Source organism: Siphonobacter sp. SORGH_AS_0500, assembly GCF_031453245.1.
GTDB lineage: Bacteria > Bacteroidota > Bacteroidia > Cytophagales > Spirosomataceae > Siphonobacter.
The window spans coordinates 1-21,959 of sequence record NZ_JAVIYT010000004.1 but is presented as its reverse complement, the minus strand read 5'-3'; the positions used below and the strand labels follow the sequence as shown (position 1 = coordinate 21,959).

At 48.0% G+C, this 21,959-nt stretch carries 14 protein-coding genes and 1 pseudogene; 7 read left to right on the top strand and 8 right to left on the bottom strand.

Annotated elements, in window-relative coordinates; translation table 11 throughout:
* Nucleotides 1-356: 356 nt before the first annotated feature.
* Nucleotides 357-3,110, top strand: a complete 2,754-nt coding sequence (locus tag QE357_RS20690) for a M14 metallopeptidase family protein (RefSeq protein WP_307143644.1) — start codon at nt 357-359, stop codon at nt 3,108-3,110.
* 561 nt (nt 3,111-3,671) lie between these two features.
* Here the strand turns inward: QE357_RS20690 and QE357_RS20685 are convergent.
* The 4 genes from QE357_RS20685 to QE357_RS20670 form a co-directional block, all read right to left on the bottom strand.
* Entirely contained in the window at nt 3,672-4,472 is an 801-nt protein-coding gene (locus QE357_RS20685; RefSeq protein WP_309711802.1) for an MBL fold metallo-hydrolase, read from the bottom strand.
* Between the two features lie 97 nt (nt 4,473-4,569).
* A complete protein-coding gene (locus QE357_RS20680) occupies nt 4,570-5,208 on the bottom strand; it encodes an MgtC/SapB family protein (protein ID WP_309711799.1) in 639 nt (212 codons plus the stop codon).
* 67 nt (nt 5,209-5,275) lie between these two features.
* Nucleotides 5,276-6,235: a hypothetical protein gene (locus tag QE357_RS20675; protein ID WP_309711797.1), complete on the bottom strand. Its 960-nt coding sequence runs from the start codon at nt 6,233-6,235 to the stop codon at nt 5,276-5,278.
* The gene (locus tag QE357_RS20670; protein ID WP_309711794.1) at nt 6,216-6,965 is read right to left on the bottom strand and encodes an NrtR DNA-binding winged helix domain-containing protein; all 750 of its coding nucleotides are present in this window, start codon (nt 6,963-6,965) and stop codon (nt 6,216-6,218) included. The genes QE357_RS20675 and QE357_RS20670 overlap by 20 nt, the downstream gene beginning before the upstream one ends.
* A 132-nt stretch (nt 6,966-7,097) precedes the next feature.
* On the opposite strand from QE357_RS20670, the gene QE357_RS20665 reads away from it, so the two are divergent.
* Nucleotides 7,098-8,717 carry a carboxylesterase family protein gene (locus QE357_RS20665; protein WP_309711791.1) on the top strand — a complete coding sequence of 540 codons (1,620 nt, stop codon included), beginning with the start codon at nt 7,098-7,100 and terminating at the stop codon, nt 8,715-8,717.
* Nucleotides 8,718-8,973: 256 nt separating this feature from the next.
* On the opposite strand, the gene QE357_RS20660 is transcribed toward QE357_RS20665, so the two are convergent.
* The 4 genes from QE357_RS20660 to nirB are packed head-to-tail and all read right to left on the bottom strand — an operon-like array spanning nt 8,974 to nt 13,984.
* Nucleotides 8,974-9,636, bottom strand: coding sequence for a response regulator transcription factor (locus QE357_RS20660; protein WP_307143637.1), 663 nt, complete (start codon nt 9,634-9,636; stop codon nt 8,974-8,976).
* Nucleotides 9,637-9,638: 2 nt separating this feature from the next.
* Nucleotides 9,639-11,060, bottom strand: a complete 1,422-nt coding sequence (locus QE357_RS20655; protein ID WP_309711785.1) for a histidine kinase — start codon at nt 11,058-11,060, stop codon at nt 9,639-9,641.
* A gap of 3 nt (nt 11,061-11,063) precedes the next feature.
* A complete protein-coding gene (gene nirD, locus QE357_RS20650) occupies nt 11,064-11,411 on the bottom strand; it encodes a nitrite reductase small subunit NirD (RefSeq protein ID WP_309711782.1) in 348 nt (115 codons plus the stop codon).
* A gap of 50 nt (nt 11,412-11,461) precedes the next feature.
* A complete protein-coding gene (gene nirB, locus QE357_RS20645) occupies nt 11,462-13,984 on the bottom strand; it encodes a nitrite reductase large subunit NirB (protein WP_309711779.1) in 2,523 nt (840 codons plus the stop codon).
* 277 nt (nt 13,985-14,261) lie between these two features.
* Between nirB and cobA the strand changes: the two genes are divergently transcribed.
* The 5 genes and pseudogenes from cobA to QE357_RS20620 all read left to right on the top strand — a co-directional run.
* Nucleotides 14,262-15,017, top strand: coding sequence for a uroporphyrinogen-III C-methyltransferase (cobA, locus tag QE357_RS20640; protein ID WP_309711774.1), 756 nt, complete (start codon nt 14,262-14,264; stop codon nt 15,015-15,017).
* A gap of 205 nt (nt 15,018-15,222) precedes the next feature.
* The gene (locus tag QE357_RS20635) at nt 15,223-16,749 is read left to right on the top strand and encodes an alginate export family protein (RefSeq protein WP_309711771.1); all 1,527 of its coding nucleotides are present in this window, start codon (nt 15,223-15,225) and stop codon (nt 16,747-16,749) included.
* A gap of 4 nt (nt 16,750-16,753) precedes the next feature.
* Nucleotides 16,754-18,058: a NarK family nitrate/nitrite MFS transporter gene (locus tag QE357_RS20630; protein WP_309711767.1), complete on the top strand. Its 1,305-nt coding sequence runs from the start codon at nt 16,754-16,756 to the stop codon at nt 18,056-18,058.
* 21 nt (nt 18,059-18,079) lie between these two features.
* The gene (locus QE357_RS20625; RefSeq protein ID WP_309711764.1) at nt 18,080-21,571 is read left to right on the top strand and encodes a molybdopterin-dependent oxidoreductase; all 3,492 of its coding nucleotides are present in this window, start codon (nt 18,080-18,082) and stop codon (nt 21,569-21,571) included.
* Nucleotides 21,572-21,574: 3 nt separating this feature from the next.
* Nucleotides 21,575-21,959 (top strand): annotated as a pseudogene (locus tag QE357_RS20620) (rubredoxin); the annotation flags it as partial.

Genomic DNA, 21,959 nt, shown 5'->3' with positions numbered 1-21,959 from the left:
TTTTCACTGGCAGCCCTTTTAAGTTAACACCCCTCTCATCGGTCATTCAGATCAGTGGGAAGTCCGATCAAACCTTCCGGCATGTTTGTCTCAAACCCACCTCAAACGCTGTCAAATGAAACGCTGACCTTAGAAATTCGCTCTATCCCCTCAAATCTGGATTTAGTAGCTGAAATCTTCGTCTTTGGCGTTTTTCGTTTTCTTTTCTTCTTTCTCCCCTTACCTTTAAAGTCAAAGGCAAAACCACTTTTTCACAAACTTTTATTTTGAAAGAATAGGTTATTTTGTCTTTTTATATGGTATTCACTTATAAATACCATTCCCCTGTTCTTTTTCCCTACAATCATTATTCACTTATGATCCGTAAAATTTTACTGGGTAGTGCTTTCTTTTTGGCGGTGTGTGTAGCTCAGGCTCAGAACATTCCGACGCCAAAGGAACATTTCGGTTTTAACATTGGTGATGATTACCACCTGTCTAACTACACACAGACGGAAGCTTTCTTCAAGAAACTGGCTACTTCTGATCGCGTTAAGCTTGTGGACATTGGGATGACCGAAGAAGGACGCCACCAGTATATGCTGGTCGTGACTTCTCCCGAAAATCATAAAAAACTTGATCGGTATAAGGAGATCTCTACCAAAATGGCCCGGGCAGAAGGACTTTCCGAAGACCAGGCTCATGCTCTGGCTAACGAAGGAAAAGCCGTCGTATGGATTGACGGAGGCCTGCACAGCACCGAGACGGTAGGAACCATGCAGTTAATTCAGATGGCGTATAATCTGGTTACCCGCACCGATCCGGAAACGATGCGGATTCTGGATAAAACCGTCGTATTACTCACGCACGCCAACCCCGACGGTCACGAATTAGTGGGGAACTGGTACATGCGTCAGTCTACGCCCGAAAAACGTTCACAGAACTTCCTGCCTCGTTTGTACCAAAAATACATCGGTCACGATAACAACCGCGACTTCTTCATGCAACACATGAAAGAAACGCAAAACATTGGTCGTCAGTTATTTGTGGAGTGGATTCCGCAAATCATGTACAACCACCACCAGACGGCCCCAGCGGGTGCAGTAGTAGCCGGGCCTCCATATCGTGATCCATTCAACTACGTATTCGACCCGTTGATGGTAACCGGAATCGATGCCGTTGGTGCCGCCATGATTAACCGACTGAATGCCGAAGACAAACCCGGTTTTACGCGTTTGGGTGGTTCGGTGTTCTCAACCTGGTATAACGGAGGTTTGCGGACAACGACGCACTTCCATAACATGATCGGTCTGCTGACCGAGATGATTGGTAACCCGACGCCTGCTTCAGTGCCGTTGGTTCCTAATCGTCTGATTCCGAATGGTAACACGCCTCTTCCGGTAACGCCTCAGGACTGGCACTTCAAGCAATCCATTGATTATTCGGTTTCGCTGAACTACGCCGTTCTGGATTATGCCGCCCGTCATGCCGATGAATTGCTGTATAACATTTACAAAATGGGTAAAAATTCCATTGATCGCGGCAGCAAGGATTACTGGACTTTATCGCCCAAACGAATCGATGCGATTAATGACGCCGTCAAAGCCGATCAAAGCAAAGAAGCGGGTCGTTCCCGGGGAGCAGCTGCGGGCCGGGAGTCAGGGTTACCTATCAAGTATTACAATGACGTATTCCAGGACCCAGCCCTGCGGGATGCCCGTGGCTACGTCATTCCAGCCGATCAGGCGGATTTTGCTACTGCTACCAATTTCGTGAATGCCCTGATCCGCACGGGTATCCAAATTCAGCAGGCTACGGCAGATTTTACCGTGAAAGGTAAAAAATACCCAGCCGGCTCTTACATCGTGAAAACGGATCAGTCCTTCCGTCCGCACGTGCTGGATATGTTTGAACCCCAGGATCACCCCAACGATTTTCAGTACCCCGGTGGTCCTCCAGTGCGTCCCTACGATGCCGCCGGTTGGACACTGGCCTTTACCATGGGCGTGAAATTTGATCGTTACGTAGATGCCTTCGACGGTCCATTCAAAAAACTCCCCTACGGTGAGTTATTGAAAGCTCCCGGTCATGTGGATGCTTCTGCCGCTGGCGGTTATACGCTCACTGCGAAAGCCAACTATTCTTTCATCGCCGTTAATGATCTATTGAAAGCGGGCATTGAGGTGTTCCGTCTGCCTGGCGGTGCTTCAGGTAAAGATGCGGGTGTATTCTACGTTCCTGCATCAGCCAAAGCCAAGCAGTTACTGGAAAAATCTTCGAAAGATTTAGGTATCCAGGTGGAAGGTTTATCCAAGAAACCAACGGGTGCGATGACTAAAGTCGCTCCGATGCGAATTGCTCTTTGGGATACCTACGGTGGCTCGATGCCTTCAGGCTGGGTTCGCTGGCTGATGGAGCAATATCACTTCCCCATGGATGTGATTTATTCGCAGCAAGTAGACGCCGGAGATCTGAACAAGAAATACGATGCGATCGTCTTTGTAACCCGTGCGATTCCTGCCAAGCGTGCAGAAAGTGCCGGAGAATACGGCGGTTATCGCATGCCTGAGCCCAAAAAAGAAGATATTCCAGCGGAATACCATCCCTGGATGGGCCAGATTACGGCTGAAAAGTCCATTCCTGAGTTGAAGAAGTTCCTGGAAAATGGCGGTAAAGTCATTACCATCGGAACAAGTACCAACTTGGCTTACCACCTGGACTTACCCGTAAAAAGTGCCCTGACCGAAATGACGAACGCAGGAACCGAACGAGCCTTACCCAATGAGAAGTATTTCATTCCGGGTAGCGTCTTACAGGTTACGCTGGACTCTACGCAAAGTGCAACCTATGGTATGCCCACTTTGACGGATGTATATTTTGATTCAAGCCCGGTATTCAAAATTGCTCCCGAAGCCATTGCTAAAGGTACCGTTAAACCACTGGCCTGGTTTGCTACTAATCGTCCGCTTCGTAGTGGATGGGCCTGGGGCCAGTCGTACCTACAAGATGGCGTTGCCGCTTTCGAAGCTCCCATCGGCAAAGGTAAACTATATGCCTTCGGACCAGAAATCACGTTCCGTACGCAGGCTCAGGGAACCTTTAAGCTCCTATTTAACCAACTTTACAAGTAGCGTTTTGGGTTAAAATTGTTTGAGTTTAGGGTTTTGAATTATGCCCTCTAACGCCCCACCTAGCTTTCAGGCCTGGTGGGGCTTTTTATTTGTGTCTTTCCCTACTGACTTCAACTTCCCCACATCTAGAAACTTGTTGGGAAGTTAGCTCATCGTTATTGTTCAGGTAACGTCATCCCTCCTAGGCATGGGACCTTCCTTCACTTCATTTCGAACGAAGTGAGAAACCTTACTGAGATTTAAAAACGGTACTTACAGGAAAGATAGCTGGCAAGAAAATAAGATACCCCCTTGATTAAAGATGACAGAAGGGATATTCATAAGAGCTGCCAGCAAAAAAGCTGGCAGCGATAACGTTATAAGGTTCTTAACCTCTCGCAGTCGCTCGGCTCTGCCGAGTGACGACTTGGCTGTAGGCCTCTGGCCGTCTCCCCAAAGACAATAGAAGTAAGCTAGATAGTTTGCTACATCCAAGTATTTTTCAATCCTACCGGCCAGAGGCCTATTTATCTATTTCGTCACTCGGCAGAGCCGAGCGACTGCGGGGTGACTGCATAGGATTTATTCAGCAGGTAATACCTCCACCTGAACCCTGCTTGCCTTGATTTGATACAAAGGCGTTTCTTCGTGCCGAGGAGCTACCACCAGTTGCGTATCGTTCATGTGCGGGTAAAACAAATCCCAGGCCACTTGCGGATGGTTATTCTCTTTCGATAAATGAGATAGAATCAAATGGCTCATGAAAGCTGGTCGGTAATTCTGAAAGAGAGACAACGCCTGCTGATTCGATAAGTGCCCTTTACCTCCCCGAATTCGCTCTTTCAGAAAATACGGATAACGGCTTTGCGTCAGCATTACTTCGTCGTAATTAGCTTCCAGAAAAGCCGCATGACATTGCTGAAAATGACGAATCAGTTGGTCACAAGGAACGCCGATGTCCGTAAATACACCTACATTAATCCCCTGATAAGAAACCAGAAAACTATGCGGGTCGGCAGCATCGTGGGTTTTGACGAACGACTTCACGCATAACTCACCAATCCAGACGGAGTCATTACTAGGTAGAATATAAATGGGAAAACCCGCTTGTGGGTACTTACAGTTTAACAGCGTTTTCGCCGTAATGTATACGGGAATCTGGTATTTTGCCGCCAGCATGGGCACGCCCGTGATGTGATCGGTGTGCTCGTGTGAAATAAAAATGGCCTTTACTTTGGTAATAGACAAGCCCAAACGCCGCATCCGCGATTCGATTTGACGACAGGAAATTCCGACATCCACCAGAATTGCCTCTTCTTCATTGCCTACGTAATAGCAATTGCCGTTACTGCCTGAATTGAGTGAAGTAATAAAAAGTGACATCCTACAAAGTAACGAATTTCGAAGTATCTCATCACGATTATTAGTTCTCTTTCAATCTTTCAGACCGTCATCTTTGCTCTGGTATCCGTTTTAGGATTTAATAAGCCCATTTTTGAATGGATTTATTCTCCATCAGCTGAGCTATAAATACATCATGTTTTTCTTTGGACCCCTGTATAATCCACGTGACCGTCAGATGTTCATGCTCTTTGATCTCGCGAGTAATCTGCCCTTTTAAGCCCGTTTGTTTGAGCAGTTCCTTTATCTCTTCACGAAAATGGCTGGAATAAGTGGTGGTAAGAATGTAGGTTCTGGACTGATTTCTTTCATCAATGTAATTTTCCAGAGAAGGCAGAGCGGCCAATACCAGAAAAATCACAATGCTTGCCCAGGCGGAAGCAAAGTAATAGCCAGCTCCAATGCCCATGCCCACGGCAGCTACGGTCCAAATGGTAGCCGCTGTCGTAATGCCTATGACTTTACTATCTCCACGAAAAATCACTCCCGCTCCTAGAAAACCAATTCCGGTAACAATACCAGCAGCCAGTCGATCTGGGTTACCCGGAGCACCCAATCGATTGGATATCATCGTAAAGAAACAGGCTCCCATCGAAATCATGATCATGGTTCTGAATCCAGCCGACTTGCTACGATACTCCCGTTCTGCTCCTACAATCCCACCCCATAACACAGCCAGAGCAAACCTTAATAAAATTTCTACGTCAAAAGAATCCATTCCTGTACATGAAACGATTGAATCACAATGATTCAAGAATACATTGTTTTTTTCAGGTTTAAAACCCTTAGCCGCCAAAATAACTACCGGCAATGCCGCAACAGGCTTTCACCAGTAATAACCCATCAATGACGACGAGGTAATACAAAATCTTGCGTCGATGATGGAGGCCATAGGCGACGGCCAGTAAAGCGAAGTAAGGCAAGGCATTAAAAGCAATTCGAAGGGTAGAAAAATGCTGGACACTGGCAAACACAAAAAAAGAAGAAACGCCGATTAATAAGAGCGGAATGAGAATAAAGTAAATCGTTTTTCGAAGCCCAAACTGAACGACAAAGGTTTTCAGTTGCCGATTGGCATCATCGGCGTAATCTTTGAGATCAAACATGATGGCATTTACCGTGCAGAACATCCAGTTTTTAATGAACAACCAGATTTCCAGTTTGGCGTTGGGAAACACACTGCCGTGTTCAAGCTGGACTTCAAAAACGGGCATCAAGCTTACGCAACCCGCCCAGACGAAGCCAATGACGAAAGCCTTCAGCCAGCCCGTATCCCGCAGATTGAGCGTTAGGCCCATGCCGTAATAAAGTAAACCCGCTAGGGGTACCAGGGCAATGAATACGTAATCGATGAAGGGTAATGAGGTAAGATTTTTACCGTATTGAACGAGTAGTAGAAGGGCTGAGCCAAGGCCAATCATGGACAGAACCAGCTGGCTGATCCGAACAAAGAAAGCATGCTGACGATACCATTCGGTTCGGGGATTTCGGGAAACGGGAGCGGTGGCCGGAATGGTGTAAGCCACGGTGTAATACACAATAACCGCCGAAACCACCAATACATAATAAGCCGGAGAAGCGAAAGGTAAATCCAGTTGAAAAGCCGTTTCCAGCGAAAGCATAAGAGCCAAGAGGCCCAGAAAGTAATTGGAAAAAAATAGAAACTGAATCGCCCGCATATTCTCTTTTGATGCTTTTTCAAAGCCTAAAGGAAGGCAGGAATTTTCATAAAGCGGTAGCCGCAATACTCAATTTTTTGAATCGATAAAGATACGGGGCTTTATGAGCCTTACCCGTGTAACTTTTCTCCAGCCGTTCGAGTAAATCCAACTGAAGCATTCGCCTTTGAAAACTGGAGCGATTTAGTTTTTCACCTAAAATGGTTTCGTATAAGTTTTGTAAAGTCTGCATAGTGAAGGCTTCGCCGAGCAGGGAAAATCCTACCAGTTCCTGGTCCAGATTGGCTCGTAAATGTTGCATGGCAAATTGCACGATTTCGGTGTGATCCTGCATGAGTTGTGGTAAACGGCCATACTCGTGCCAATCGCACCGATCGGCCATGGAATCAGGTTGGGGACTTACTTTCGTGAAATCCACCAGAGCATAATACCCCACTGTTACAAATCGCCGCAGTAGCCAATGATGATCTTCGGCAACAAGCCCTTTCCCCTGCATGATGGCTCGCATGGAATCGGGGTCCGATCGCTCCACGCTACCAAAGGTGTGAAATTGTTGCAGATAAAGATTCGTCAAGCCCGTTCGCTCGCTTAAGACCCGCCGGGCGGCGTCTTCCAGATTCTCATTCATGCGAACAAAACCTCCCGGCAGAGCAAACAAACCGGTGTTTTCGTATTCGAGAATCAGAATTTTTAGTTCCTGTTCGTGAAAACCAATGATAACAAAATCCAGAGCTAAATGCGGAATATAGCCCGCCCCGGAGGCATCATTAACGGAAGGATCATGCGAATCTGTCATTTCAGGGATTACGAAAGTAGGGTTAAGTTTGGCAAAGTCAATACAAGGGTTTATTATTGTTGCACTTTGCAACAATAATAAAAAGGCTGAGTTAAATTAGTCGTTACTTTTACTAAATAGTTCCTCAAACCAATGAAAACGCTAGGCATCTTTCTGGTTGCGGTAGGGCTGGTCACCTCGGCCTGGGCCCAAAAAGCTCCACAAGTTAAAATTAAAGACGGAACCCTTGAAGGCATTAGTGAAACAAAAGGGGTTCGGACTTTCAAAGGCATTCCCTTTGCTCAGCCCCCCGTAGGCGATCTTCGCTGGAAAGAACCCCAGCCCCTTAAAAAATGGAGTGGGGTTTACAAAGCTGACCATTTCGGTCCATCGGCGATGCAACGGCCTATCTTCGGAGACATGAATTTCCGTTCGAAAGGCACCAATGAAGATTGTCTGTATCTCAATGTCTGGGCACCCGAAAACGCCGGTAAAAAATCATTACCCGTATTGGTGTACTTCTACGGCGGCGGTTTCGTGGCGGGAGATGGCTCCGAACCTCGCTACGATGGCGAAAGCATGGCCCAGAAAGGCATTGTAGCCGTAACCGTTAATTACCGCCTCAACGTTTTCGGATTTCTGGCCCATCCTGAGTTGACGAAGGAATCGCCGCATCATGCTTCAGGTAATTACGGTTTACTGGATCAGATGGCGGCCTTGCGTTGGGTGAAAGAAAACATTGCAGCCTTCGGCGGGGATCCTTCCCAGGTAACCATTGCCGGAGAATCTGCTGGTTCTATTTCGGTAAGTGCTCAGATGGCTTCGCCTTTATCGAAAAATCTGTTTTCGAAAGCCATTGGTGAAAGTGGTTCCTTACTAGGTACTTTGGCCCCGGTATCATTAGCCGAAGCCGAGAAAAAAGGAGCTGCCTTCGCCGCTACTCTGGGGGCAAAATCACTGGCTGAGTTACGAGCCTTACCGGCTGCTCAGGTACTGGAGGCTACGGCTAAAGCTGCTCCAGGAAGTTTTTCTATGGTGATTGATGGTTACTTTTTACCCAAGTCAGCTCACGAAATTTTCGCTGCTGGCGAGCAAGCTCAGGTACCTTTACTAGCCGGCTGGAATTCAGAAGAGATGAATTATAGAGCTTTTCTGGGAGGTCAGCAACCAACGGTTGAGAACTTTAAGCAAGCCGTTACTAAACGATTCGGTGCTTCGGCTGATGCCATTTTAAAAGCCTATAACCCCACCAGCGACGCGGAAGTGGAAGAAGTAGCCACGGCTTTAGCGGGGGATATGTTCATTGGTTTCAGCACCTGGAAGTGGATTGATTATCAAGTTAGAACGGGTAAAAAACCAGTATATCGGTATTATTATGCTCAGCCCCGTCCGGCGATGCGTCCTGAGATGGGTAATGCTACGCCCGGACTTGCGGGAGGTGTGGTAAAAAGTGAGGGTCCGGCAACGACTGCCCCCAAACCGGCCAACAAAGGTGCCGTTCACTCCGCCGAGATTGAATACGCGATGGGTAACCTGGGTAGTAATAAAGTTTACGCCTGGACGGAAGAGGACTATAAAGTGTCGAAAGTAATGCAGGAATACTTCGCCAATTTTATTAAAACAGGCAACCCTAACGGAGCTGGTTTGCCCAACTGGTCTCCTGTTACTTCAGATAAAGAAGCTGTTTTGGTGATTGACGCGAACACCAAGCAGATTACAGATCAACACCGCGATCGCTACGAAACTCTGGAGAAGGTTTCTCAAGTGAAGTAAGGAGATGGGTTTGAACGGTTTGATTTTTGTTTGACCGCGTTTGAATAGGTATTCTTTTACATCAACGTCCCGGAGAAAAACTCTCCGGGACGTTTTTTATTATAAGCCACGATGCTGACGCTCTTTTCATCGTTTAAAGGTTCTTTAAATCGTATTATAAGTTCCCCGGATTGCATCCGGGGTTATTCGTGTTTAACCCCTCTGGAGTTATGCATTCAAACCTTTTCAAACTTCAATCAAACCTTCTCAAACGGATTTAATCCGGCTGCTCTTTCATAGCCATGCTGATCAATTCGGCTGTATTTTTCACCCCTGCTTTTCGCATGATACTGGCCCGCTGATTGGCCACGGTATTCGGGCTGGTATCAAATCTTCGGGCAATGTCTACGTTACTTAGACCTTCGGTCAGGCAATGTAATACCTGTACCTCCCGGCTTGTCAATTTATTCCAGACGGATCCTGACGAAGAAACAGATTCGGTTTTGGGACGAGGTTTAGCTAATACTAATTGACGAATAATCACGCTGGAAGCATTGGGCGGATAATACAAATCTCCCCCTGCCACCGTTCGAATGGCGTCAATGATTTCGTCATCATCCGTTTCCTTTAACAAGTACCCCGAAGCCCCAAGTTGCACGGCATTCAGAATATAATCGGGATGGCTGTGCATACTGAAAATCAACACCTTCACTTCTGGATATTGCAGCGTAATCTGACGAGTTACCTCAATCCCGGAAAGCCGGGGCATGGTAATATCAAGCAGTAATACGTCGGGCGAAAGAGTGGTAATGACGTCCAGTACTTCCTGCCCGTCCGCGGCTTCGCCCACGATTTCCAGGTCTTCTTCGTCTTCCAGTAAGGTCCGAATGCCTTTCCGTACCATGGAATGATCATCCGCAATTAATATCCGTATCGGCATCGTTAGTATGAGTTAATCGGCAGTATGACTTCAATCTGCGTTCCGGCCTGACGAACCGACTGTACATCAAGCGTCGCCCGAATCAGTTGAGCCCTCGTTTGCATATTCTCCAGCCCGGCACTTTGCCAGCTTCGAGCCTTTTCCAGATCAAAGCCCTGTCCATCATCGCTGATTTTCAGAATAATCTGATTAGGCTGAAAATGCAGAATAATCTGAATCTCGGCGGCTTTGGCGTGCTTCAGGGCATTGGTTAAAGCTTCCTGAGCAATGCGATACAGACCAATTTCCTGAGCCGGAGTTAAGCGTCTGGCCTCACCAAAACATTGAAAGTTCACTTCTGATGCCGCCGTTGGCTGCACCTGACTGGCCAATAACTGCAACGCCGCCGACAGACCATAATCTTCCAGTAAAGTTGGCATCAAATTATGGGAAATCTGCCGCGTAGACTGGATAATCTGCTGAATATACTCACTTAATTCCTCTACTCGCTGCTTCTGTTTGGCTTCAGGAAAAGGAATTTTTTTCAACTTAGCCGCGTGCAGGTGCAAACCCGTTAACATTTGCCCGATGCCATCGTGCAGTTCACGGGCAAAACGGCGGCGTTCTTCCTCCTGTCCCTCCATCAAAGCCGCCGAGCGAATCTGAGCTTCCATCCGTTCCTGCTGATAACGTTCTTCCTGTAGCCGCAATACTTCCTGCTGACTCTGGGTTAGGGCTTCATTGGTAATGGCCAATTGTTGATTGGATGCCTGCAAAGCCTCTTCCGATTCCACCAATTTTCGAACCGTTTGCCGCGTGTAACGCACCACGGGCCGAAAAACGAATAATCCTTCCAGTAACAGAGTCAATAAAGTCGCAGCCGTTAGCAGGGTTTCCATGCGTTCGAGTTCTTTGACTCGGGCCCGGCTTTCAGCATCAAACTGAAAGACAATGTCATTCATCTGATCCACAAAAATAGATTCTGTGGCTAGCAGATTCCGTAATGCTTCCTTCTGATCAGCATTTGAAAAATTATCGTCGTTCAGTTTTACAAAACAGGCGGACATCGATTCAAAAATGGGTTCTAGCCGCTGAAACTTCTGGACAAGTTCAGGGCTTTTTCGAACGGTGTATTCCTGTTCCATGCGAAGCAAACCCGACCGTAGCTGTCGGTGCGTACTTTGCCAGCTTTGCAATAAAGAATCAAACAAAACGGTATCACGGCTAGGTAAATGCTCCAAACGCAGCAAAGCCAGCTTCGTGAGTCGCTGGCTGAGCATTCGCTGCCTTCCGGCCACATTCAGAACCCGGCTATCCGCTTCGTGATTATGAATGGTATCACGAATGAGCCATAACCCACCCAGACTAAGCAACGCAATGACGTGCAAAGCCACGAGGTAATAACGGGTAAGTCGGCTGGCTACCTGCCGATCCAGTGGATGCATAGGCTAAACTTCTACATAAACGATCCCGCCTCTGATTTCGATGGGATAGGTGGCGATGCGATAGTGCTCATCGTTGAGACAAGAGCCATCGCGGAGTGAAAACGTCTTTTTATGAAAGGGACAGGCTACTTTCGGTTCTTCCCCCTGACTACCAATAATGCCCCGGGATAACGCCATCTGCTGACGATGCGGACACTGATTATCGGTAGCAAACCATTCATTACGACGGGAAAAATTAAAAATAGCGATTTGACGGCCTTCGATCAAAACGCAGGCTCCGCCATCCGCCGGAATATCTTCGACAGTACAGGCCTGATGCCAGGTAGTGGTAGTAGAATGCAGAACTTCCATGGAAAGAAAATGCTTTAAAATGATTGATTAAACCTCAATGATTTAGAATGTTAACTAACCGTTTTCCAGTCGCGGGCTTTGGTTTGATTTCGCATTGAGTCAAACTGAACCGTTGGATCTTTTTGCTCAGGCACGTTCACAAAGTGCGAGAAGCGTTTCCGCAATTCTGGATTTTCCACTACTTCTTTCCACTCGCAATGGTACGTGTCTACCAACAACTGCATCTCTTTTTCCAGATCCGCCACAATTCCTAATACATCGTCCACCACCACAGCTTTCAGATAGCTCATGCCGCCTTCCAGCTTATTAAGCCAGGTTGCGGTACGGGTCAAGGGATCGGCTGTTTTGATGTAAAACATCAGAAAGCGATCAATCAGTCGCGTACAGGTTTCTTTATCAACGTCAGCCGCTAATAACTGGGCATGTTGAGGTTTGGACCCGCCATTACCGCCAACGTATAAATTCCAGCCTTTTTCGGTAGCGATGACGCCAAAGTCTTTGCTTTGAGCTTCGGCACATTCGCGAATACATCCTGAAACGCCGGACTTAAACTTATGCGGAGCCCGAATGCCTTTGTATCTTTCTTCGAGTTCAATGGCAAAACTGACCGAATCCTGCACCCCAAAGCGGCACCAGGTTGAGCCTACGCAGCTTTTCACCGTTCGCAGGGCTTTTCCGTAGGCATGACCACTCTCAAAACCCGCTTCGATGAGCTCTTCCCAAATGCGTGGCAAATCACCCACGTGAGCCCCGAACATATCGATTCGCTGACCACCCGTAATTTTGGTGTATAAACCGTAACGTTTCGCTACCTGTCCAATGGCGATGAGTTTATCAGGCGTGATTTCTCCACCGGGAATTCGTGGAACCACCGAATACGTGCCTCCCTTCTGAATATTGGCCAGATACCGATCATTCGAATCCTGAATCACAGCTCGGTCTTTCTGCAAAATGTTTTCATTCCATAAACTCGCCAGAACTGAACCCACTAGCGGCTTACAGATTTCGCAGCCATCGCCTTTGCCTAAATGATTCAGTACTTCATTATAAGTCGTTAGCTGGTTAATTTTAATCAAATCCAGTATTTCCTGGCGGGTATAATCGAAATGTTCGCAGATGGTATTCCGAACGTACAGGCCCTGCTGCTTCATGACCCCCTGAATCAAATCTTTCACCAGCGGCGTACATCCTCCGCAACCCGTACAGGCCTTGGTCGATTTCTTAAGAGCCTCTACCGTAGTTTGCCCATTTTCGGAAATCTCATGGCACAACTGGCCTTTGGTTAAGGCTTCACAGGAACAGATTAACGCTTCATCGGGTAAGCCCATTACCCCGGCTCCAGCTTCCTCCCCGCCCCTACTTCCTAAAATCAGATCTTCGGGATTGGGGGGCAGAATGGTCAGGTTCTTGCAGGTTTGCAACAGCATATTATATTGCTCGGCATCTCCCACCAGAATTCCGCCCAGAAGCGTCTTTCCATCGGAGCTGACATTGATGCGTTTATAAATGCCTTTGGCTTTGTTCTCGTAAGTAATCGTCCGGCAATCAGGCTCCTGAGCGAAGGGGTTACCAAAACTGGCTACATCCACACCAATCAGTTTGAGCTTCGTAGACATATCAAAAGGTTTGAAGCTTTTGATATTCCCTATTAACTGACTGGCCACTACTTCCGCCATTTCATAGCCCGGAGCCACCAGCCCGTAAATCATCTGATGTACCAGAGCACACTCGCCAATGGCGAAAATGGAGGGATCAGATGTTTGTAACTGATCGTTCACCAGAATCCCGCCCCGGGGATGCGTTTCCAATCCGGCAATCTTTGCCAACTCGTCGCGGGGACGAATACCCGCCGAAATAATGAGCATATCCACCGGAAGCTCGGTACCATCGGCAAATTGCAGACCTTCGATATGATCCGTTCCCTGAATAAGCTGGGTGGATTTATTTAAATGAATTTGTAACCCCAGTGCTTCCAGTTGCCGTTGCAGAATTCCCGAACCCGCCTCATCAATCTGACGGGGCATGAGCCGGGAAGCAAACTCAACCACGTGAGCTTCTTCTAGACCTAAATCAAGTAGAGCTTTAGCCGCTTCGAGGCCTAGTAAACCACCGCCAATCACGGCCCCTTTACGGGCTTTACGGGCGTAGGACTGAATCAGGTCCAGATCTTCCAGCGTTCGATAGACGAAAACGCCGTCTTTCTCTACGCCATCCACTGGCGGTACAAAGGCCCCCGAGCCCGTAGCCAGAATCAGGTAATCATACCCCACTACCAATCCGTGGTGTGAGCGAACCTGCTTACGTTCACGGTCAATATCCACGACGGGATCTCCCGTGTACAACTCAATACCTTTTTCAGAATACCAGTCTCGAGGAGCCATTAATAAGTCATCGGCTGACTTTCCGGCAAAGTATTCACTTAAATGTACGCGGTCGTAGGCTACCTGAGACTCTTCGCCAAAAACGGTCAGGCGAAAGTGTTTTTTTTCTTTAGTTATTAGTTTTTCACAAAACTTATAACCTACCATGCCATTCCCAATGACAACAACTCGGGTTTCTGTGGATGTGCTCATAGTTGATTTTAACTATTTAACTAGTACAAGCCTATGTTGATCTATGACTTATTCAAGAAAAACCCCCATTTCTCCTGAATTGATCGAATCAAAAATAAAACCTCAAAAACACATTTCCTAATATTTTATTCTTCAAACAGGATTTTTTAAAACATATTTTTAATGTTTTTCATTGTTTTTTAAAATTATGACTCTACTTTTGAACTACATATTTACAATAGTCACATTTTATTATTTATAGTACATTAGTCATAACATCTATATTCTCTTTATGAGTATGCGAGCAAGATTAACTTTGATAGGAGCTGGCCCCGGAGATGCCGAACTAATTACGTTAAAAGGCATTCGGGCATTAAAGCAGGCAGACGTCGTATTATACGATGATCTGGCTAACCAGGAGCTACTGGAATACGCCCCAACGGAGGTGCCTAAGTATTACGTAGGCAAACGAATCGGTAAAGCCTCGCATACGCAGGAAGAGATTAATGCGATGATTGTGGCGATGGCTCACGAATACGGTCACGTGGTTCGCTTGAAGGGTGGTGATTCGTACGTGTTTGGCCGGGGACATGAGGAATCGACCTACGCTCAGGAAAAGGGTATTCCCTGCCAGGTTATTCCGGGCGTTTCGAGTTGCATTGCGGTTCCTGCTTCCCAGGACATTCCCGTGACGCGTCGCGGGGTGAGTGAAAGCTTCTGGGTTATTACCGGAACCACCCGCCACGGTGAACTTTCGGATGACCTGAAACTGGCTGCTCAGTCCAAAGCGACAGTAGTCGTGTTGATGGGTTTACACAAAATCAATGACTTATGTGAGTTGTACGAATACTACGGTCGCGGAGATTTACCCATGGCCGTCATTCAAAACGGAACCCGTCCGGATGAACGGTGCCTACTGGGTACAGTTAGCGAAATGCCTCAATTAGTAGCCGAAAACGGCGTTGGGGCTCCGGCCATTCTGGTTATTGGAGAAGTGGTTACGCTTCATCCACACTACATTCAGCAGTATTTACAAAGCGTAAGCGTATCATAAAAAAGCCGATCCGGTGTGGGGGCACCTTATGGATCGGCTTGGCTTGTTCATGTTGCACATAAACGTATCAAAGAAAATGTAAAACTACCGCTCCAGCAAATCTTCCCGCGTTCGCTCCGGCGAACATCGTTCTTCGTTCTGATCCTGCCGCAGATCAGCCTTCATTGGTATTGCCTGTTTTTCAATTGTTTGTCTTTCCATTTTTATGAAAAATAAGTACATATTCCGACTGCTTGGAGTGGTAGGCGGACTGGCGGGAGTATTCCCTTCTCAGGCCCAACTAACCCTGACCGGGCAACTCCGAACCCGTACCGAACTGCGGGACGGTTATGGTAACTTACTTCCGAAAGATGCATCCGCGGCGGCCTTTACTTCTCAGCGAACCCGGTTATCCGTGGGGTATAAAGTGGATCGGTTAAGCTTCGGTTTTACCGCTCAGGACGTTCGTGTCTGGGGTCAGGATGCTTCTACGATTACAGCAGCCGATGGCAATCGCTTTTCCGTACACGAAGCCTGGGCTGAACTACAGTTACTCAATAAAGCAGATACCAGTATTCACCTGAAGTGGCTCGACCAGCTAAGCTTAAAAGTCGGACGGCAGGAGCTGGATTACGACGGAAGTCGCCTGCTGGGCAATCTAGACTGGCTGCAACAGGGACGGCGTTTTGATGCGGCCTTATTCAAAGCTCGCCATCGGGGTTGGGCCCTGGATCTGGGCGGCGGCTTTAATCAGAATTCGGATGCCTTTGGCTTAACCGGAACTGCTTATACGCCGGGTAACGTCGCTACCACGGCTTTGTCTACCAAGAACGTGATCCTTTCGATTCCCGCTGGTTTTATTCCAACTTCCGGGAAAAACGGGGCACCGATTTTAGCAAATGCCGTCAGCACAAACGGACAAAACCAGCAGTTTAAGGCCTTTCAAATGGCTCACCTGACCAAAGTAATCAAAGGGCATACGCTTACCGGTCTTTTCTTTAAGGATGATTTTTCCAAGTATCGTATAGACAGTACCGGTAGTATTTCCAATGGATACGTCTATGGCCGTAGATACGATGTCAGAGGGGTGAATTCACGGGTTACCTACGGAGCCATGTTAACCGGATTACTGGCAAAAACGACCCTGGGTAAGTTTAGTTATCTGGCTTTTGCCTACGTCCAAAGTGGCCACGACCGCGATGGCCTGGCCATTAACGGAGCTCATTATTACGGCGTTAACCTGGCTTATCTTCAAAATCGTTTTACCGTAACGGCTGGATACGAAAATCTTACGGGTAACAAACCCGATCAGCCTACGGGCACCACTCGTCGATTTGATCCGCTGTACGGTACCCCTCACAAATACTGGGGTACCATGGATTACTTCTACGTCGGAACGGGTTCCCCCGTGGGAGGTCTTCAGGATGCTTTCCTGAAAGTAAAATACACCGTCAAACGATTCACGGCCGGACTCGATGTACACTACTTCGCTCTGGAATCCCCCATCGTGAATCGTCTGTCGGAGGTACCTAGCACCTTCCGGGGGCATCTGGGCAATGAGTATGATTTCGTAGCGAGTTATGCTCTTAATAAGTTCACAGCCCTTGAGTTAGGCTACAGCCTGATGCAGGGCACTAATCAGCTGGAATACGCTAAACAGAATACGCTTAATCAAAAAGAGAAGTTGGGTCAGTGGGGCTATCTGATGTTAAACATTCGTCCCGATTTCCTGGCGAAATCGGCTAAACCTTAATCCCATGCCAAATACGCCTTTACAATCCCTGCCTTTGTTTCAGTTCCGTGGCGTGCAGATGCGTACGTTCCACCTGACCTGGATGACCTTCTTTGTGTGTTTCTTCGGCTGGTTCGGTCTGGCTCCTCTGATGCCTGCCATTCGGGCCGACCTGGGCCTGAGTAAAGCTCAGGTAGGTAACACCATTATTGCGGCGGTTTCGGCCACCATTTTTGCCCGCTTAATCATTGGTAAACTTTGCGATACCTGGGGGCCACGTAAAACCTATACGGCCTTACTCGTCATTGGTTCCTTACCCGTTATGTTGGTAGGTCTGGCTCACGACTACCTTACCTTTCTCCTCTTTCGATTAGCCATTGGTGTGATTGGGGCTTCGTTCGTGATTACTCAGTTTCACACCTCTATGATGTTTGCTCCACAAATCAAAGGAACGGCCAATGCCGTAGCCGGAGGTTGGGGTAACTTGGGTGGTGGCGTTACGCAGTTAGCCATGCCCCTGATTATGACCACAATTATGGGTTTCGGTTTCATTAAATCAGACGCCTGGCGGTTAGCAATGGTTGTACCGGGAGTGATGATGCTAGTGATGGCTTTTCTGTATTACCGCTACACGACGGATACACCCGAAGGTAACTTCGAGGACATTGATCGTCAGAAAGTGAAATCCACCGTAAGCTGGGGTCAAGCAAGTGCGGATGTTCGGGTTTGGGCGTTGGCTCTGGCCTACGCCTGCTGCTTTGGCATGGAGATTACCTTTGACGGTGTAGCGGCGTTGTATTTCTTTGATAACTACAAACTTCCCGAAACCGAAGCAGGATTTTGGGCCATGCTGTTTGGCTTTATGAATCTCTTTGCCCGGGCTATGGGCGGTGTTCTGGCGGATAAAGTGGGTAAAACCTACGGCATGCGGGGCAAAGGCGTATTACTGGCCGGCTTGCTGGTGCTGGAAGGATTAGGCATCCTGTTATTCGCTCAGGACGGAAGTCTGACAATGGCTATCGTCTCTATGCTTTCATTTGCCTTGTTTCTGAAAATGGCCAACGGTAGCACTTACGCAATTGTACCTTTTGTCAACCCCAATGCCCTGGGTATTATCTCGGGCATTGTGGGTGCGGGTGGCAATATTGGCGGTATGCTTATGGGATTTCTCTTCAAGTCTCAGAACATTAGTTACGCTCAGGCCTTTTTCTACATCGGTATCGGCGTAGCTCTGACGGGCGGTTTACTGTTCCTGATCAATTTTGCCAAGGCTTCGGTAACCGAAGAATCCGCGTCGGCTCTTGCCCCTTCTTTACAGTCTGCTGAATAAGTTTTAAAAGTTGCCATTCCTATGAGTACGACCCATCAAACCACGTGTTGTTATTGCGGTGTAGGTTGCGGCATTGTCGTCAAAAAAGAAGCTACGGGTGCTTTATCCGTGCAGGGCGACCCGCAGCATCCTTCCAATCGCGGGATGTTATGCTCCAAAGGCATGAACCTACATTATACCGTGATGGATCAGTCCGACCGCTTGCTGTATCCTCAGATGAGGTATGGCCGTTCGGCTCCGATGCAACGCGTGAGCTGGGACACGGCTCTGGAACGTACCGCAGCGGTTTTCAAAACTTTCATAGAAAAGTACGGCCCTGACTCCGTGGCTTTTTACGTCTCGGGTCAGTGCCTTACTGAGGAGTATTATCTGGTTAACAAGCTCATCAAAGGCTTTATTGGTTCGAACAATATTGATACCAATTCCCGGCTTTGCATGAGTTCGGCGGTGGCGGGCTATAAGCTTAGTCTGGGAGAAGATTCCGTTCCCATTTGTTACGATGACATCGAAGAAGCGGATGTATTTTACGTGCAGGGGGCGAATCCGGCCTGGTGTCATCCCATTTTGTGGCGACGGATTGAAGCCCATAAGGCCGCTAATCCACACGTAAAGATTATTTGCATTGATCCCCGAAAAACCGATACGGCCCGTTCGGCGGATTTGCACTTGCCCCTCCACCCCGGAACAGACATTGTGCTTAACCACGCCATTGGTCGGCTTTTGATTGAACGGGATTACCTCGATACCAGCTTTGTGCTGGATCACACGGACGGCTTTCAGGCGTATCGCGAACTGGTTTTTCAGAGAAGTCTGGAAGAATCTGCTGAACTGTGCGGTCTTTCCACGGAAGACATTCGTCAGGCTGCCGAATGGATTGGTACATCCAAGGGGTTTCTCTCCCTCTGGACGATGGGAATGAATCAGTCGGTCGTCGGAGTAAACAAAAACCTGTCCCTGATTAACTTACATTTGATTACCGGACGTATTGGCAAACCCGGAAATGGCCCCTTTTCACTTACGGGTCAACCTAACGCGATGGGTGGCCGGGAAGTGGGCGGCCTAGCCAATGCCCTCCCCGCTCACCGGGAAGTTACCAATGCCCAACACCGGGCAGAAGTCGAAGCTTTCTGGCAATCGCCCGTTTCCATTTCTGATAAGCCCGGATTAACGGCTACGGAATTGTTTAAAGCTCTGGAAGAAGATCGACTGAAAGCCGTCTGGATTATCAATACCAATCCAATGGTGAGTATGCCAGACATGAATGCCGTAGAGTCTGCTTTGAAAAAAGCTCGTTTTGTGGTTGTTCAGGATATTTCCAATCGATCCGATACCGTCGCTTTTGCCGACGTTGTTTTACCGGCGTCGGGATGGCTGGAGAAAGAAGGGACCATGACCAATGCCGAACGGCGGATTACCTATTTACCCAAAATTCTGGAAGCTCCCGGCGAAACCTTACCCGATGTCGAAATCATCTGGCGTTTTGCTCAGAAAATGGGATTTCACGATGCTTTCAATTACCAGCACGCTTCCGAGGTCTACGCCGAATACGCTCGCTTAACCGCCGGAACGAACGTGGATATTACCGGGGTTACCTATCCGTTACTGCAACAGGAACGAAGTATTCAATGGCCGTATTCAACTCAAGTCCAGAGTTCTACCAAACGCTTATTTTCAGATCACCGTTTTTATACGCCTAACCAGAAGGCTCAGATTCGGGCCGTTCCCGATGGGAATGCCTCGGAACCACTGGATGAAGATTTTCCACTGATATTAACTACGGGCCGCATCCGCGATCAGTGGCACACCATGACCAAAACGGGTCGGGTGGCTAAGCTGAATCAGCACATTCCACAAGCTTTATTACAAATCCACCCTCAGGATGCCTCTCAGCGTAATATAGGAGATGGTCAGTTAGTTACCGTAAGCAGCCGACGCGGCGAGGTTCGGGTTAAAGCTCAACTCAGCGAAGACGTTCGCCCCGGCGTTTGTTTTCTACCCATGCACTGGGGAAAAATTCTTGAGTCAACACTCAACCGGGCGAATAACCTCACGCATACGCTGATTGACCCGATCTCTAAAGAACCTGATTTTAAGTTTTCAGCGGTTGAGGTGAAGGCGTATGAAAAGCCCCGCGAAAAGATCCTCATCATCGGAGCGGGTTCGGCTGGGCTGGGTTTTGTTCAGTCCTACCGGGCTTTAAATCAGGACGATGAAATTCACGTTTTCTCAAAAGAAGAACATCCTTTTTATAACCGGGTATTACTCCCTGACTACATCAGCGGAGCTCAAAACTGGTCGCAGTTAGTCAAGCTAAGCCCCGAAGAATTCGAAGCTCAGGGAATTATCGTTCATAGCGGCATCAGCATTGAACACATTGATCGCACCCATCGGATAGTTACCGACAGTCTAGGCCGGGAGCATTCCTACGACAAACTGATTTTGGGTATGGGCAGTCGCTCTTTCCGTCCCAAAGGTGTTCCTAATCTACCCGGCATCTTTAATCTGCGTTCCCGCATGGATGCCGATACTTTACAACCCTACCTCAAGCAGCCTAATGCCCGGATTGTGGTGGTGGGCGGCGGGTTATTAGGTCTGGAATTAGCGGCCTCCTTACGCCACATGGGCCTGCTGGTAACGGTGATTCAGCGTTCTGGCCGTTTCATGGAACGCCAGTTAGACCCCTTAGCCGGGGAGATGCTCTATCAGGATCTTCGGGAACGGGGCATTGACATTTACTTTAACGAAGAAGTTCAAACCTACCTGGGGTTAACCCAGTTGGAGGGCATTCAGTTAAAATCCGGAAAAAAGATTGACTGCCAGGCCATTGTATTAGCCATTGGTACGACTCCTAACCTGGAATTAGCTCGGGCTTCGGGACTGGATTGTGGTCGCGGCGTCCTGGTGAATGATTACCTGCAAACCTCTGATCCAGCCATTTTTGCGGCGGGAGAAATTGCTCAGTGGCAAGGGCAAATGTGGGGAATTACCCGGGCCGCCGAACAACAAGCCGAAGTCATTGCCCGCTACATTTTCGGGGATATATCGCAACCCTATCGCGGCAGCTTGTCCATGAACATTCTAAAAATGGAAGGGTTGCATTTATGCAGCATGGGGTTAGCCGAAGCCCCGGATTCTACGTATGAAGAGATCGTTTTTGTTGATAAAGCCAAGCGTTATTACAAAAAATGCATCGTCCATCAGGATCGACTTGTCGGAGCCATTCTCATCGGTGATAAAAACGAATTTCTGGAATTCAGAGAACTCATTGCTAACAAAACAGAGCTTTCCGAAAAGCGTCTGCAATTACTCCGTTCCAGTCAGAAAGCCGATCCGCTCGAAGGCAAGCTGGTGTGCTCCTGCAACAGCGTGGGTGAAGGCAATTTGAAGAAAGCCATTAACTCTGGATGCACTGATTTTCAAAAACTTTGTCAGCAAACCGGAGCAGGAACGGGATGCGGTTCGTGCCGTCCTGAAGTCAAGAATATACTACAGCAAATGCTGATCACTGCTTAAGCCATGAGAGATTATTATATCCTGAAAATCAACGCTCCGGCGGGCATTTATTCACCGGGGAATTTACTTCGGATTTTGAAGCTGGCTTATGCTTCGGGCATTCGCAAGGTGCGTTTCGGAGCTCGTCAGCAATTGTTAATGACGGTACATTACGAAGAACTTCCCACCCTGCAAAAATCACTCACGCAGGAAGCTATTTCTTACGAAGTTAATACCGACCTCTACCCTAACCTGATTAGCTCTTATTGCGGAGAAGATGTCTTTCGCAGCGGTGACTGGTTACGGGAAAGCGAGTATCATTTTATTCTGGATCAGTTTGAAAAACCCTCTCAGCTTAAGGTTAATCTTTCGGATTCTGGGCAGAGCTTTACGCCGTTTTTTACGGGTC